This is a genomic window from Mesorhizobium sp. W050, from assembly GCF_054719535.1.
On sequence record NZ_JBTTIH010000001.1, the window covers coordinates 4,212,701 to 4,228,316 of the forward strand.

The 15,616-nt window shown below is 62.2% G+C and carries 13 protein-coding genes and 1 pseudogene; 4 read left to right on the forward strand and 10 right to left on the reverse strand.

The genetic code is table 11. The annotated features are described in order from the left end of the window. The first annotated feature begins 63 nt into the window (after window positions 1-63). Both ACYG9Y_RS20430 and ACYG9Y_RS20435 read left to right on the forward strand, forming a co-directional pair. The gene (locus ACYG9Y_RS20430) at window positions 64-1,410 is read left to right on the forward strand and encodes a family 1 glycosylhydrolase (protein WP_023738285.1); all 1,347 of its coding nucleotides are present in this window, start codon (window positions 64-66) and stop codon (window positions 1,408-1,410) included. Between the two features lie 329 nt (window positions 1,411-1,739). Beyond that, complete coding sequence (locus ACYG9Y_RS20435) at window positions 1,740-1,991, forward strand: MucR family transcriptional regulator (RefSeq protein ID WP_084014281.1); 252 nt, start codon at window positions 1,740-1,742, stop codon at window positions 1,989-1,991. A 172-nt stretch (window positions 1,992-2,163) separates the two neighbouring features. Here ACYG9Y_RS20435 and ACYG9Y_RS20440 read toward each other — a convergent pair whose 3' ends face one another. The 7 genes and pseudogenes from ACYG9Y_RS20440 to ACYG9Y_RS20470 all read right to left on the reverse strand — a co-directional run bounded on the left by ACYG9Y_RS20440 (window position 2,164) and on the right by ACYG9Y_RS20470 (window position 8,082). Further along, window positions 2,164-2,712, reverse strand: coding sequence for a hypothetical protein (locus ACYG9Y_RS20440; protein ID WP_023738284.1), 549 nt, complete (start codon window positions 2,710-2,712; stop codon window positions 2,164-2,166). 189 nt (window positions 2,713-2,901) lie between these two features. Then, a pseudogene (locus ACYG9Y_RS20445) lies at window positions 2,902-3,134 on the reverse strand (Arm DNA-binding domain-containing protein); the annotation flags it as partial. A gap of 308 nt (window positions 3,135-3,442) precedes the next feature. Then, window positions 3,443-5,005, reverse strand: coding sequence for a glutamine-hydrolyzing GMP synthase (guaA, locus tag ACYG9Y_RS20450; protein WP_023738283.1), 1,563 nt, complete (start codon window positions 5,003-5,005; stop codon window positions 3,443-3,445). Window positions 5,006-5,060: 55 nt separating this feature from the next. Then, entirely contained in the window at window positions 5,061-5,726 is a 666-nt protein-coding gene (locus tag ACYG9Y_RS20455) for a 5'-methylthioadenosine/S-adenosylhomocysteine nucleosidase (RefSeq protein ID WP_023745697.1), read from the reverse strand. Further along, window positions 5,726-6,184, reverse strand: a complete 459-nt coding sequence (locus ACYG9Y_RS20460; RefSeq protein WP_023701303.1) for a PaaI family thioesterase — start codon at window positions 6,182-6,184, stop codon at window positions 5,726-5,728. The genes ACYG9Y_RS20455 and ACYG9Y_RS20460 overlap by 1 nt, the downstream gene beginning before the upstream one ends. 84 nt (window positions 6,185-6,268) lie before the next feature. Then, the gene (locus ACYG9Y_RS20465; protein WP_023738282.1) at window positions 6,269-6,721 is read right to left on the reverse strand and encodes a TspO/MBR family protein; all 453 of its coding nucleotides are present in this window, start codon (window positions 6,719-6,721) and stop codon (window positions 6,269-6,271) included. A 71-nt stretch (window positions 6,722-6,792) separates the two neighbouring features. Next, window positions 6,793-8,082, reverse strand: coding sequence for an RsmB/NOP family class I SAM-dependent RNA methyltransferase (locus ACYG9Y_RS20470; protein WP_023738281.1), 1,290 nt, complete (start codon window positions 8,080-8,082; stop codon window positions 6,793-6,795). A gap of 318 nt (window positions 8,083-8,400) precedes the next feature. Here ACYG9Y_RS20470 and ACYG9Y_RS20475 point away from each other — a divergent pair, with 318 nt between their 5' ends. Beyond that, window positions 8,401-9,078 (forward strand): MIP family channel protein, encoded by a 678-nt coding sequence (locus ACYG9Y_RS20475; RefSeq protein ID WP_023681822.1) that lies wholly within the window; start codon window positions 8,401-8,403, stop codon window positions 9,076-9,078. A 64-nt stretch (window positions 9,079-9,142) separates the two neighbouring features. Here ACYG9Y_RS20475 and katG read toward each other — a convergent pair whose 3' ends face one another. Next, window positions 9,143-11,338, reverse strand: a complete 2,196-nt coding sequence (gene katG, locus ACYG9Y_RS20480) for a catalase/peroxidase HPI (protein ID WP_023738280.1) — start codon at window positions 11,336-11,338, stop codon at window positions 9,143-9,145. Between the two features lie 140 nt (window positions 11,339-11,478). On the opposite strand from katG, the gene ACYG9Y_RS20485 reads away from it, so the two are divergent. Further along, window positions 11,479-12,387, forward strand: a complete 909-nt coding sequence (locus ACYG9Y_RS20485; protein WP_023749153.1) for a hydrogen peroxide-inducible genes activator — start codon at window positions 11,479-11,481, stop codon at window positions 12,385-12,387. Between the two features lie 107 nt (window positions 12,388-12,494). Here the strand turns inward: ACYG9Y_RS20485 and ACYG9Y_RS20490 are convergent, their stop codons facing one another. Both ACYG9Y_RS20490 and ACYG9Y_RS20495 read right to left on the reverse strand, forming a co-directional pair. Next, window positions 12,495-13,598, reverse strand: coding sequence for a calcium:cation antiporter (locus tag ACYG9Y_RS20490; RefSeq protein ID WP_023738279.1), 1,104 nt, complete (start codon window positions 13,596-13,598; stop codon window positions 12,495-12,497). A 95-nt stretch (window positions 13,599-13,693) separates the two neighbouring features. Beyond that, on the reverse strand, window positions 13,694-15,454 hold the full coding sequence (locus ACYG9Y_RS20495) for an AMP-binding protein (RefSeq protein ID WP_023738278.1): 1,761 nt from the start codon (window positions 15,452-15,454) through the stop codon (window positions 13,694-13,696). Window positions 15,455-15,616 lie beyond the last annotated feature (162 nt).

Here is a 15,616-nt window from a genome sequence, read left to right on the forward strand (position 1 = left end):
ACTGCGTTGAGCACTGAACGTTTGACCAAGCGCGGGCATCTCCGCCTTGGCTAAGGACCATCAATGTTCACGTTCATGTTTGCCACCGGCATCGAGAACAGCACCCCCACCATTCGACAAGGCCGGGAGCGCGTCGACGAAATGGAAAAATGCCGCTTCTACGAACGATGGCGCACCGACTTCGAACTGGTCCAGGATCTCGGGGTGCATTTCCTCCGCTACGGACCTCCCATCCACAAAACGTGGCTGGGTGATGGACGTTATGATTGGGCATTCGCCGATGAGACCTTCGCGGACCTGAAGGCGAAAGACATTCTTCCGATCGTCGACCTTTGCCATTTTGGCGTGCCGGACTGGGTTGGCAACTTCCAGAACCCGGACTTTCCGACACTATTCGAGCACTACGCCAGGGATTTCGCGATGCGCTATCCGTGGATCCAGCTCTTCACCCCAATAAATGAGATGTTCATCTGCGCCACCTTTTCGGCTCGCTGGGGATGGTGGAACGAACAACTGAGCAGCGACACTGCTTTCGTCACCGCCCTCAAGCACATCGTGAAGGCGAACGTGCTTGCCATGCGGGCGATCCTCGAGGTGCGGCCGGACGCCATCTTCATACAGAGCGAATCCTCGGAATACTTCCACGCCGATTCTCCCGAGGCGGTCGGCAGAGCGGAACGGTTCAACAGCGAGCGTTTCCTGTCGCTTGATCTCAACTACGGTCATGACGTCGACGCGCACACCTATCGCTATCTTCTCGAAAACGGGATGACGGCCGAAGAATACAGTTTCTTCCTGGAGAGCCATCTGCGCAGGCATTGCGTGATGGGCACCGACTATTACCAGACCAACGAACATCGGGTTTGGGCAGACGGAACGACGTCCGGGTCCGGCGAGGTGTTTGGCTATGACGAGATCACGCGGCAGTACTTCAACCGCTACCGGCTTCCCGTAATGCATACGGAGACCAACATCAGCGAAGGCCCCAATGGAGACGAAGCCGTCTATTGGCTGTGGAAAGAGTGGGCCAACGTGCTGCGGATCCGCAACGATGGCATCCCCATCGTAGGCTTCACCTGGTACTCGCTGACGGATCAGGTGGACTGGGACAGTGCGCTTCGGGAGAACAACGGACGGATCAATCCGCTCGGCCTCTATGACCTCGACCGAAATCCGAGGGCGGTGGGGCGCGCTTTCAAGGCGCTGATCGCGAACTGGAATAAGCTGTTGGCCACACAAAGTGTCTGCCTTGCTTTGCCGGTCTTTCTTCCCTCACAGCAGGATGATGCCATTGTTCGCGCGCAACAGGATTATGCGCGCAGCCTGCTCAGCGTGGATCGGGTCGCTGAAGGCTGGACTGAACCACTTGCTGCTCCCCAGAAAGAGGTCGAACCCGATGCGCCTGGATAACAAGACTGCATTGCAACCGGTGCTGCAAGCGGCATTGGACTGGCCATCGCCATGCGGTTGGGCACCGAAGGTGCACGGGTGAGCCGACGTGGGTGGAGGCAAGGTCGAGAAGGCGCGCATCGGTTCGACAAGGGGCGCGCCGGGGGAGGCCGCTATCACGGTGCTGTCGACTTGCGCTCACGCGTTCGGCAGGTTGGTAATAATCGTCAACAGCGCGCCGGCCTGATAATCTTTAAACCCATTGAGGCATTCACTAGAGCGGGCTGGCTGAAGTGCTGAGCGTCGACCTGCTGGGAGCAATTTATTTCGCCGGAAAGGCATTCGCTCATATGACATCTGGCGGCGTCATCGTAACACATATTGAGTGTGCGCGGTCGAGACGAGCTCCGCATGTCGAGCTATACGCCGCGGCAAAGGCCACCCTCCTGTCTCTAACCGAGACCCGACGCAGTTCGCACCTTGGCCGACTGGGCATGAATCCGGACGATTACCGAACCAAATGGAACCTGCCTCGCAATTACCCGATGGTGGCACCCAACTATTCGGGAAGCGTTCCGCATATCGCCTCTAACACCCAGTAGCGGACAGCTCTCGCCTGAGGCGTCAGTCGTCGTTGAAGCGCTCCGGCATCGCATTCGAGACCAAGGCTGGTGCACAAGGATCATGACATCGAATTCCACTCTATACAGGAACAAGTGCCTTTCCTCGAGATTAGGGTTCGACGCCGCAACGGCGTCGAACCCCAAAGGAGACTCACATGAAACGTAAGATTTTGACAGCTACAGCGATCTCTCTCTGTCTCGCCACCGCGGCCTTGGCGCAGTCGTCGGGAACATCCAGCGGCACGAACGGAACGTCCGGCTCATCGGCCGGGTCGGGTATGAGTTCTACGTCCGGCTCAGGCCAAAGCGGTATCCCGAGCGGCTGGGACAGCAAGCTCTCGGGCTCATTCTTCAGCGACGCCAATTCGGGAAGACTTCTGTCGCAGGATGAGATCCGCAAGAACTGGTCGTCCCTGAGCTCTGAACAGCAGGCACAGGTTCGCTCCGACTGCTCGAGAATGACGGCCAGTAACGGCACTGGCTCTGGCACAATGACCGGCACGTCAGGTAGCTCGGCTTCGACCGGCAGTGATACAACGGCGAGTGTCGGCACCGGCTCTGGCACAGCCACCGGCACTTCAGGCAGCTCTGGTTCGACCGGCAGTAACACCACGGCCAGCAACAGCACTGGTTCGGGTACAACCACCGGCACGTCGGGATCCTCGAATACAGCTGGCGATACGACCGCCAGCACCAGCACGGGTTCGGGCGCGAACTCGGCTGCTCAAATGGCTTCGATGCAGCAGCTCTGCACTCAGGTGCAAGGGATGTGAGTGAATGCGGCGCTCCGGGCCGGCTTGGCCGGATTAAGAAGAGGCCTTGAAGGCCCGGGCATCGCTTTGGTTTGGTAGCCATTTCGGCGCTGAAGTCGGCCGGAGACCGGGGTCACAACTCGGCGCTTGTCGCGCTGTTTCTCGATCGCCGGCGATCGTCCCTCGACAATAGCGCGCTTCGCGTCGAGACACTTCTCTCGGGCAAGGGTAAGTGAGATTCCGCCCCGCCCATACCTGCCTAGATAGACCGTCTCCTGGCGTCCGTTGAGCCTGTAGTCCAGCCGAACCAGATCGCACCACTGGGCATCGCGCGGACATACATGCCGTCACGGTCTGCAATCTTATAGATTTTCTATTTTGGTTTCAGTGCCTTAAGGGCGGCATCCGTCTGAAAAGTACCGTCAGTACAATTTCGAGGCTCTTCGGCAGAAATTTTGTTTTATCTTCAATTCCTTAAGGCATAAAAAAGTACCGTCAGAGCCTCATTGGATCTGACGGCACTTCGAAAAATCTGAGCTAGCAATATGCGGAAGGTCCGTCAGCCGGTCCGTCAATCCAATCTCTGCGCACCGATTGTCGCCGAATGGGTTTATATGTGTTGTCAAATAGTTATGGCGTACAATGGCGTGTTTTCGGCGGCGTTTGAGTGGGCCTGAATCACTCCCACTCGATGGTGCCTGGCGGCTTTGACGTCACGTCGTAGACGACGCGGTTGATGCCGCGGACTTCGTTGATGATGCGGGTGGCCGCCGCGCCGAGGAAAGCCATGTCGTAGTGGTAGAAGTCGGCGGTCATGCCGTCGACGGACGTCACGGCGCGCAGGGCGCAGACGAATTCGTAGGTGCGGCCGTCGCCCATCACACCGACGGTCTGCACCGGAAGCAGCACGGCGAAAGCCTGCCAGATGGCGTCGTAGAGGCCGGCCTTTCGGATCTCGTCGAGATAGATGGCGTCGGCCTCGCGCAGGATTTCGAGCTTTTCGCGGGTGATACCGCCGGGGCAGCGGATGGCAAGGCCTGGTCCGGGGAACGGATGGCGGCCAATAAAACTTTCGGGCAGGCCGAGTTCCTTGCCCAGTGCCCTCACCTCGTCCTTGAACAGTTCGCGCAGCGGCTCGACCAGCTGCATGTTCATGCGCGCCGGCAGGCCGCCGACATTGTGGTGCGACTTGATGGTCACCGACGGGCCGCCGGTGAAGGAGACGCTCTCGATGACGTCGGGATAGAGCGTGCCTTGCGCCAGGAAATCGGCGCCGCCGAGTTTCTTGGCCTCTTCCTCGAACACCTCGATGAACAGCCGGCCGATGGTCTTGCGCTTCGTCTCGGGGTCGGACTCGCCTTCCAGCGCGGAGATGAATTTTTCCGACGCGTCGACAAGGATCAGCGGCAGATTATAGTGCTGGCGGAACATCGCCACCACGCCGGCGGCCTCGTCCTTGCGCATAAGGCCATGGTCGACAAGAATGCAGGTCAGCTGGTCGCCTACCGCTTCGTGGATCAGCAAGGCAGCGACCGATGAATCCACGCCGCCCGACAGCGCGCAGATCACCTTGCCCTTGCCGACCTGTTTGCGAATTGTCTCGACCGCATGCTCGCGATAGGCGCGCATCGTCCAGTCGCCTTCGATGCCGGCGATGTTGTGCACGAAGTTTCTCAGCAGCCTGGCGCCATCCGGCGTATGCACAACTTCCGGGTGGAACATGATGCCGTACATCTTGCGCGCGACATTGCCGAAGATGGCGAAGGGCGAGCCTTCCGACTTGCCGAAGACTTCGAACCCCTTGGGCAGCGAGATGACGCGGTCGCCATGGCTCATCCACACCTGGTGGCGCTGGCCTGGCGCCCACAGGCCCTCGAACAGCGGGCTGTCCTTTTCGATCTCGACGAAGGCGCGGCCGAATTCGCGATGGTTCGAGCTTTCGGCGACGCCGCCCATCTGCACGCACATGGCCATCTGGCCATAGCAGATACCGAGCACAGGTACGCCGGCATCGAAGACGATCTGCGGCGCGCGCGGGCTGCCGATGTCCGATGTCGAGGCGGGACCGCCCGACAGGATCACGGCTTTCGGATTGATGCGCTTGAAGGCAGCTTCGGCCGATTGGAACGGCACGATCTCGGAAAACACGCCAGCCTCGCGGATGCGGCGGGCGATGAGTTGCGTAAACTGGCTGCCGAAATCGACAATCAGGACTGTATCGGGATGATTGGCTGTCGTCATGGCGAGCCTTTAGAGAAAGAAACGAGTCGGCGCAATGGGGTGCGCAACCCGACTTTCAGAGCGGCGCCGACTCTTGCCCAGGCTGCTCCTTGTGTAGCGTGCCGGAGCCGATGGCCTGTTCGAGCCGAGCGACCGCATCCGCCAGCTTCTCGTCGATGACATGCAGATATTCGGTCCAGTCGCCAACGTGGCGCAGATCGGCTGCACCGTCTGAAATGCCGCGCAGGCCGATAAGCGGGACATCGAACAACTGGCAGGCGCGCAGGCAGGCGAAGGTTTCCATGTCGACCATATCGGCGGCGATGGCGTCGTAGGCGGCGCCGGTGATGATGGCGCCGCCGGTCGACAGGCTGGCTTCTTTAATGCCCGGTATCCTGAATGATAGCGGGACGGTCACCGGCAGGTCGAGGAACGGCGTCGCGCCTTTTTCGAAGCCTAGCGGCGAAGCGTCGATGTCGCGATAGCTGACCGAGACCGCCTGGTAGATTTCCGTCTGCTCCAGTGTGCGGCTGCCGGCGGAGCCGAGCGAGACGACGAGATCGGGCAACGCCTTCTCGGATTTCAGCCATGACAGTTCGGCGCCGAGCCGCACACCTGCCTCTACCGGGCCGACGCCCGTCATCAGCGGCGTGAACAGTTTTTGCAGATGCGGACCGTACTCGGCCTGCGCCGCCATGACGAAGAGGACGTCCTTGCCACCAATTCGCGTAATTTTGGCCATCAGCCTGCTATCCCGTCACGGCCAACCACCGTCATCATCGTGCCGGTCATGGTCGCGATCAGCTTGGCCTCGCCATCGGCGGCAAAGGCGTACGCTTGGCCATCGGCGACAATGATGGTGCGGCCGGGTTTGGTCACCGAGCCGCGGAACAGGAAGCGTTCGCCCCGGCCGGGCGCCAGGAGGTTGACCTTGAACTCAATGGTCAGCACACCGGAATTTTCCGGCATCAGCGAAAATGCGGCATAGCCGCAGGCCGAATCCAGCGCCGTCGAAATCACCCCGGCATGCAGGAAACCGTGCTGCTGGGTCAGTGCCTGGGAATAGGGCATTTCGATCTCGATGATGCCCGGCGTCACAAGCGTCAGCTCGGCGCCGATGGTCGCCATCGCCTGCTGGCGGGCGAACGACGCCCTGACGCGGTCCTCATAATCGGGTGCGGGTACGATCTTTGCTGCCATGGCCATCGCCCTGATTTACCTGCAAAGCTTATCGCAGACGCCTGAACGCCACGCAAATGCTTTTGCTGCACTGCAGCAAAGCACTCAGTTCAACAGGAGCAGCGACGCGTTGAGCAAGGTGGCGAAGGCTACCCACGCGGCATAGGGCGCAAACAGCCAGCCGGAAACCCGATGGCGGTTCCACACCGTGGCTATGAACAGCGCAATGCTGGCGAGAAGAGCCAGGATCACGACCAGTGCCGGCCCCATCTGTTTGGCGCCGAAGAAAGTCGGCGACCACGCGAAGTTCAGAACAAGCTGGAGGGCCCAGATCTTCATCGCGGCGCCTGCTCGTTCCCGCTCCCATGTCCGCCAGCCGGCTACGGCGATCAGCACATAGAGGAGCGTCCAGGCCGGCGCGAAGACCCAGTTGGGCGGGTTGAAGGGCGGCTTGGCGAGCGAGGCATACCATTCACCCGGCAACGTCGCATAGCCGATCAGCAGGCCTCCGCCGAGCACCAGAATGAGGAAAAGCAGAAGCGACACATATCTTTGCAAGAATTCTACCCCGTCTGGCGGCCGACGCCGCGCATCTGCAACTGGCGCTATGTCAGCTGTCAATCGCAGCGTCAATTCGCCCCACGCAGCGCACAGAAATAGAACCCGTCGGTGCCGCTCAGCGCCGGCGACAGCGAGATGTCGCTTGTCTTGCCGATCCGGGCGGCCGCTGCGTGACCGGGGAAGCTGATATCCCAGAGCGCGCGATGATCGACCGGGACAAAGCCCTTGTGGCGCTCGCGAAAGGCGGCGATCTGCTCGCCATTCTCCTCGTCGAACACCGAACAGGTGATGTAGACCAGCAGGCCGCCGGGTTTGACATAGGCCTTGGCCGCGTCGAGGATCGCCGACTGCTCGCCCTTGCGGGCATCGAGCTGTCTCTGCGTCAGCCGCCATTTGGCGTCGGGACGGCGCCGCCAGGTGCCGCTGCCGGTGCAGGGCGCATCCACCAGCACGATGTCCATGTGGCCTGCGAGGGGGCTGAGCTCGGCCGGCTTGGTGACGACCTGGACGTTGCGGTTTTCCGAACGGCGGATGCGGTCGAAGATCGGCGCCAGCCGCGCCTTTTCGGCATCATGGGCGAAGACCTGGCCTTTGTTGGCCATCGCCGCCGACAGCGCCAGCGTCTTGCCGCCGGCGCCGGCGCAGAAATCGAGCACCTGCATCCCGGCTTGCGCGCCGGCAAGGGCGGCAACGATCTGCGAGCCTTCGTCCTGGACCTCGAACCAGCCTTTCTGGAAGGCCGGCTCGGCCTGTACGTTCGGGTGCCTGCCGTCGCCGTCGATGGGCGGGATGCGAATGCCTTGTGGCGCGATAGCGGCTGCCTTGGCGCCGGTTTCGGCGAGTTCCGCCAGCACTTTGGCGCGGTCGGACTGCAGCGTATTGACCCTGATGTCGAGCGGCGGGCGGGTCGCCAGGGCAGCACCTTCCGCAACCCAGTCTGTGCCAAAGGCTCGTTCGAACAACGGCGCGCACCAGTCAGGTATGTCCGCCCGCACCGCCTCCGGCGCGTCTTCAGGCCGGCGCTCGGCCAGCGCCTGCAACTCGGCGGCGCTGAGCAGCGGCGGCGCGAACTTGTCACCCTGGAGCGCATCGTTAAGCGATTGCGGCGTCTGGCCCCATTCGATGAGCAGCGCGCCGAAGCCGATGGCGCGGGGCGTGTCTTCACCCAAAAGCCAGCCGGCGGAACGTTTGTGGCGCAGCGCGTCGTAGACGATGTTGCCGATCGCCGCGCGGTCGCCGCCGCCCGCAAAGCGATGCGACAGGCCCCAATCTCTCAGCGCATCGGCCACCGGCCGGTGGCGCCGGCCAATGTCGTCCAGCACTTCAATGGCTGCCGCCAGCCGTCCGCCCAGTCGCATTCGTCATTCCATCTATCGAGCACAGTATCTTTCGGCCTGCTCTTAGAGCGTTTCGCGTCGAGATTGAACCCCGCTTGAATTTCGCGGCGACGAGGCCTTCCGCTCGCGGCCGACAATTTCCCCGCCGGCAAATGTCCGCCCGCCGGCGATAACAAATCTCAAATATATGCAAGGTCTCTAATGTTGGTAACTGGCCGCCGTAAGCACGATCTGTGGCGCAATTGCTCTGCTTTCCAAGCTTTTGCGTTGGGAATACTCTTTGCGCCATGATTCGCGGCGCGGAAAAGCGGACCGACGGATCGATACGAGGAGAGGGCAATGAAAACGTATCTTGCGGAAGTTCTAGGGACATTTCTATTGGTGTTTATCGGCACGGCGTCGGTGGCGACGGGTGGCTTTCTCGCCGACTTGCCGCTGGGCCAGGAAGCCATCGGCCTGGCGTTCGGCATCGGCCTGATTGCGGCGGCTTACGCGGTGGGTCCCATCTCAGGCGCACATCTCAACCCGGCCGTCACGCTCGGCGTCTTCCTTGCCGGCCGGCTGCCGGCCAAGGATGTCATTCCTTACTGGATCGCGCAGATCATCGGCGCCATTCTGGCCTCGCTGGCGCTGTGGATCATCGTCTCCGGCCAGACCGGCGGGCACACCACCGGTTTCGGCGCCAATGGCTGGGACGTGGCGAAATGGGGGACGAGTTCGGCCTTCCTGTGGGAGCTGATCGGCACCTTCACCTTCGTCACCGTCATCCTCGGCGTCACAGCCGAGAAGCACTCGACGGCGTTCGCCGGCCTGGTCATCGGCCTGACGCTGGCCGGACTGCACTTCGCAATGATCCCAGTGACCGGCACCTCGCTCAATCCGGCGCGTTCGATCGGCCCGGCGCTGTTTACCGGCGGCGCAGCCCTCAGCCAGCTCTGGCTGTTCATCGTTGCGCCGCTGATCGGCGGCGCAATCGCTGGCGTCGTCGCCAAGGCACGCATCTTCGAAAAGGACTGATTTCGAAGCCTGCGAAAACGAAGGGCGCGGGCCTCGGCCCGCGCCCTTCGTTTGGGAGGTTGTATCAGGCAGCGATGTCGAAACGGTCGGCGTTCATCACCTTGGTCCACGCCTTGACGAAATCGCCAACGAATTTCTGCCCGGCATCCGCCGACCCGTAGACCTCGGCCAGCGCGCGCAGCTGCGCATGCGAGCCGAAGATCAGGTCGGCGCGTGTGGCGGTCCACCTGACTGCCCTGGTCTTGCGGTCGCGTGCTTCGTAGACCTCATGCGAGCCGGGCTCGGAGGCCGGATCCCAGATGGTGCTCATCGAGAGCAGGTTGACGAAGAAGTCGTTCGTCAGCGTGCCCGGCCTGTCGGTCAACACACCATGCTTCGAGCCGCCGGTGTTGGCGCCGAGCACGCGCAGGCCACCAACCAGCACCGTCATCTCCGGCGCCGTCAGGTTGAGCAGTTGCGCCCGGTCGACCAGCATGGCTTCGACCGACATCGGCGGTTTGCCCCTGACATAGTTGCGGAAGCCGTCAATTTTCGGCTCGAGCGCCGCAAAGGAATGGACGTCGGTCTGCGCCTGCGAGGCGTCGGTGCGGCCGGGCGTGAAGGGGACCTTCACCGCATTGCCGCCATCCGTTGCGGCTTTCTCGACCGCGGCGACGCCGCCGAGCACGATGAGGTCGGCCAGCGAGACCTTCTTGCCGCTTGCGTTGAACTCGTTCTGGATGGCTTCGAGCTCCGCCAGCACGGTAGCCAGTTCGACAGGCTGGTTGACCTCCCAGTCCTTCTGCGGCGCCAGGCGAATGCGCGCGCCATTGGCGCCGCCGCGCTTGTCGGAGTTGCGGAAGGTCGAGGCCGAGGCCCAGGCGGTCGAGACCAATTGCGAAACGCTGAGGCCCGAAGCCAGGATCTTGGCCTTCAGCAATGCAATGTCCTGGTCGCTGACCAGCTCATGGTCGACGGCCGGAACCGGATCCTGCCAGATCAGCTCTTCCTTCGGCACCAACGGGCCGAGATACCGCACGACCGGCCCCATGTCGCGATGGGTGAGCTTGTACCAGGCACGGGCGAAGGCATCGGCGAACTGCTCCGGATGCTCATGGAAGCGGCGCGAGATCTTCTCATAGGCCGGGTCGGCCCGCAGCGCGAGGTCGGTGGTCAGCATTGCCGGCGCATGACGCTTCGAGGGATTGTGCGCGTCCGGCACCGTAACCGCGCCAGAGCCGCCCTTCGGCGTCCACTGATGGGCCCCGGCCGGGCTCTTGGTCAGCTCCCATTCGAAGTTGAAGAGATTGTCGAAGAAGTTACTGCTCCACTGGGTCGGCGTCGTCGTCCAGGTAACTTCGAGGCCGGACGTGATCGCATCGCCGGCAATGCCGGTGGCATGCTTGCTCGACCAGCCGAGGCCCTGCGCCTCGATGCCCGCGCCTTCCGGCTCGGCGCCGACAAGTGCTGCATCACCGGCCCCATGGGTCTTGCCGAATGTGTGGCCGCCGGCGATCAGCGCCACGGTTTCCTCATCGTTCATTGCCATGCGCGCGAAGGTCTCGCGGATGTCGCGGGCCGAGGCCAGCGGATCCGGCTTGCCGTTCGGCCCTTCCGGGTTGACGTAGATCAGGCCCATCTGCACCGCGCCGAGATGGCCGTGCAGCTCACGGTCGCCGGAATAGCGCTTGTCGTCGAGCCACTTGGTTTCCGAACCCCAGTCGACATCCTGCTCGGGCTCCCAGACATCGGCGCGGCCACCGGCAAAGCCAAAGGTCTTGAAGCCCATCGATTCCAGCGCGACGTTGCCGGTGAGAATCAACAGGTCGGCCCAAGAGATCTTGCGGCCGTATTTCTGCTTGACCGGCCACAAAAGCCGGCGCGCCTTGTCGAGATTGGCGTTGTCCGGCCAGCTGTTCAGCGGCGCGAAACGCTGCTGGCCCGCACCGGCGCCACCCCGGCCGTCGCCGATGCGATAGGTGCCGGCGCTGTGCCAGGCCATGCGGATGAACAGCGGCCCGTAATGGCCGAAATCGGCCGGCCACCAATCCTGCGAATCCGTCATCACCTTGTGCAAATCCTCGATCACCGCATCGAGGTCGAGCGTCTTGAACTCCGCGGCGTAGTCGAAAGCTTCGCCCATCGGGTCCGAAAGGCTCGACTGCTGGTGGAGAACGCCGATGTCGAGCTGGTTCGGCCACCAGTCGCGGTTGGTCCTGGCGGAGGTTCCATGCGCGACCGGGCATTTGCCGGCGCTGTTGTCGTCGGTCATCGCGTCCATCTTGGCCTCCGAATTGCTGATTTATGTGTTGGTTTTTCCGGGCCGGCCGGGAGCCGCGCCACTCTGGAATGGTTCCAGACTAAGCCGTCTCTTCGATAAAAACAAATTGCCTTTCCTGTTTGTTGCGATAGGTTTTCCTTATGATTGGCCTGACGGTGCGGCAGATGCAGTATTTCGAGGCTTTGGCGCAAACGCTGCATTTCGGCCGCGCCGCAAAACTCGCCGGTGTCAGCCAGCCGGCGCTGTCCGCGCAGATCGCCGAGATGGAGCAAAGGCTGAACTGCCGGCTGTTCGAGCGCGGCGGCAAGGCGGTGCGGATGACGGAAGAGGCGCAAGCGCTGCTGCCACGCATCGAGCGCATCCTGCGCGACATCAGCGACGTCGAGACGACGGCCCGGCGCGGCCGCCCGGCCATGGAAGGCCGCTTCCGGCTGGGCATCATCCCGACCGTGGCGCCGTATCTTTTGCCGCATGTGCTCCCGGAGCTGAAGCGGCATTTTCCGTCCCTGCAGCTCGAACTGCGCGAAGCAGTGACGGCATCACTGGTCGAGGACACGGCAACCGGACGGCTCGACGCCTTCATCGCCGCGCTGCCGCTCGAGCAGCCGGGCCTGGTCACCGAGGAACTGTTCGCCGACCGCTTCTTCCTCGCCGTGCCAGCCGGAGATCCAGCCTTCGCCTCGCCACCGGTGCCGCCGGAAAGCCCGGCGCTGGAGCGGTTGATGCTTTTGGAGGAAGGCCACTGCCTGCGCGAACAGGCGCTGGCCCTGTGCGGCAGCGTGCGCCCGGTGGCAATGGCAAGCTATGGCGCCACCAGCCTGACGACGCTCTTGCAGATGGTGGCGCATGGTCTCGGCGTCACGCTCATCCCCGAAATGGCGGCAAGGCCGGCCAGCGCCATGCCGGACCTCAAGATCGTGCCGTTCCAGGAGCCAATGCCGCAACGCACGATCTGCCTGGCCTGGCGCCGCAACAAGGTGCGGCATGATGAGTGCGTCGAGTTGGCGAAGATCATTCGCGGGCTGGGTGGGATGGTGATGGGGGGGTGAGTCGTTTGGGTCTTGGATGTCGCCTTGGGAACCCCGAAAAAAAGCTCAAATCAGGCGCGTTCGAGAATACCCGCCTTGGTGGCTGGTCGCCAGATCGCACCAAAGCCTCAAGGGATAAATACCAGAAATACATACGTAAAAAACACAACGGCATGGACGATTCCGGTCAGGAAGGTCGTCCTTTCGTTGCTAAAGCTTACGCCGCATATGAAAAGCGCTAAAACCAAAAGTACTGCGTCAGCTTCCGGGAGCCCCAGGGTTAAGCCTCGTCCCGTAAGCAGGCTGGCTGCTGCGACCGCAGGTATCGTCAAGCCAATCGTGGCGCAAGCCGAACCCATTGCGACATTCAGGCCGCGCTGCAGCTCATTGTTGAGTGAAGCACGAACCGCCGAAATGGCTTCCGGCATCAAAACCAGACCCGCGATCATTGCCCCCACAATGCTGTCAGCCTGGGTCATCTGGTAAGCAACGAGCGCATTTTCAACACTTGCGGCGACCTGCTCGGCGAGCATGACAATTCCGATCAGTCCGATTATCAGGAGCAGAGCGCTGGAAGAGATGCTTTTGTGAGGGGCGGTTCGCGCCGAAAGGTCGTGTGCCAGTCCTTCGATGAAGTCGTCCCGGTGCCGGACGGTTTGCGCGAACACAAAACTTGCATAGAGCAGCACGGAAAGTACGCTCACAAGGCCAAGCTGAGCTGCCGAAAATGTGCCGGCATCGGTGGTCCGTGTATAGGTCGGCAGGATAAGCGTCATGACGGTCAGTGCGGCCAGAACCGCCAGATATGCGCTTGTCCCTTGCCGGACAATTGCCTGCTTGCGATGACGCCAGCCGCCAAACGTGAGACACGTCCCCACAACGCCGGTGGAGGCAATCATCACCGTCGAGAAGACGGACTCACGTGCAAGCGTGGGGTTGTTCTCTCCATGCAGCATCATGGAAACGATGATCGACACCTCGATTGCCGTCACGGCAAAAGTCAGCACCAATGTGCCGTAGGGTTCCCCCACACGGTGGGCCACCGCCTCGGCGTGATCGAGCACCACGAAAATAGTGATGAACATGATCGCACTCGAGAGCGCTCCGACGAGAATCCTGACGCTCGGCGAACCTTCGTCCATCGATAGCCCGCTGACTCTGACCGCAACGGCCAGTGCCAGCGCGGCCAAAGGCATCGCATAGGAAGTCGCTGATCGTGCGAAACCAGTCATTCAAGCCCCAATGCGTTCGGCGAACCTTGCGGAAGCCTGTCGAGCACCCCAATGTCGTTTCGAAGCGGGCAATCCCGTCCCCCGGCGTTCAACCCTCAAGCCGTCTTCTGCACCACCAGCCCCAGTTCCTCCACCATCGCCTCGCGCATCAGAAACTTCTGCGGTTTTCCCGTCACCGTCATGGGCAGTTCGGTGCGGAAGCGGATGTAGCGGGGGATTTTGTAGTGGGCGATCTGGCCGGCGCAGAAATTCTTGATCTCCTGCTCGGTGGCGATCTGGTTGGGCTTCAGCACGATCCAGGCGCACAGCTCCTCGCCATATTTGGCGTCGGGAATGCCGAACACCTGCACCTCCTTGACCTTGGGATGGCGGTAGAGGAATTCCTCGACCTCTCTGGGATAGACGTTTTCGCCGCCGCGGATGACCATGTCCTTGACCCGGCCGACAATGTTGCAATAGCCCTTGGCGTCGATGGTGGCGAGATCACCGGTGTGCATCCAGCCGTCGGCGTCGATCGCCTCGCGGGTTTTTTCCGCGTCGTCCCAGTAGCCTTTCATGACGGAATAGCCGCGGGTGCACAGCTCGCCCGGCGCGCTGATGGCGACGGTGGCGCCCTCGGCGTCGATGGCCTTGACCTCGACATGCGGATGGATGCGCCCGACAGTGGAGACGCGTTTTTCCAGCGGGTCGTCGACGCTGCTCTGGAAGGAGACGGGACTCGTCTCCGTCATGCCATAGGCTATGGTCACCTCTTCCATATGCATCAGCGACACCACCTTCTTCATCACCTCGATCGGGCATGGTGAGCCCGCCATGATGCCGGTGCGCAGGCTGGAGAGATCGAAGCTGGCGAAATCCGCATGGTCGAGCATGGCGACGAACATGGTCGGTACGCCGTAAAGGCCGGTGCAGCGTTCCTGCGCCAACGCCTTCAGCGTGGCGCCGGCGTCAAAACCCTCGCCCGGGAAAACCATGGTTGCGCCTTTGGAGACACAGCCCATCGTGCCCATCGACATGCCGAAGCAGTGGTAGAGCGGCACCGGGATGCAGAGCCGGTCGTCGACGGTGAGCTTGATCGCAGCGGTGACGAAATTGCCATTGTTGACGATGTTGGTGTGGGTCAGCGTCGCGCCCTTGGGCGCGCCCGTCGTGCCTGATGTGAACTGGATGTTGATGGCCTCGCCCGGCTTCAGCCCTTCGGAGATGCGGTCGAGGCTGTCATGCTCGTCGCGGCCGGCCATCGACAGCACATCGGCGAAATTGAACATGCCGGGCGAGTTGTCGTCGCCCATGCGAATGACGATCTTCAGCGTCGGCAATTTCTGCGCCTTGAGCTTGCCGGGGGTGGCCTTGGCGAGCTCCGGCGCCAGCGTCTCGATCATGCCGAGATAGTCGGAGGTCTTGAAACTGGCGGCGGTGACCAGCGCCTTGCAGCCGACCTTGTTGAGGGCATATTCCAGCTCCGTCAGCCGGTAGGCCGGGTTGATGTTGACCAGGATCAGGCCGATGCGAGCTGTGGCGAATTGGGTGACCAGCCATTCCCAGCGGTTGGGCGACCAGATGCCGACACGGTCGCCTTTTTCGAGGCCGAGCGCCAGGAAGCCGGCGGCGAGCGTATCGACCGTGTCCGACAATTCGCTCCAGGTGAAGCGCTTGTCCTGTCCGACGAAGACGGCAGCATCCTGCGTGGCGTATCTGCCGACCGTGTCGGAGAAAAGCTGAGGGATCGTCTTGTCGAGCAGCGGCACCGAACGGTCGCCCGACACATGTGCCCGGCCGTCGAGCGGAGCGATGAACGCCCTGCCGCGCCCGCGCAGATTGGTGGCGTTCTTAAGCTCGTCGAGATTAATCGCCATCGCCGTTTCCTCCCGATGAGTGAGCCTAGCAGCCTGATGGGGTGGTGGAAAGTACAGGCGGTTCCCCTCCCCCTCGAGGGGAGGGTGCCTCGCGAAGCGAGGCGGGTGGGGTCCTCGGCGAAGTGCTCGACTTCCTTGGTCACGGTCGACCCGGCTTGGGTG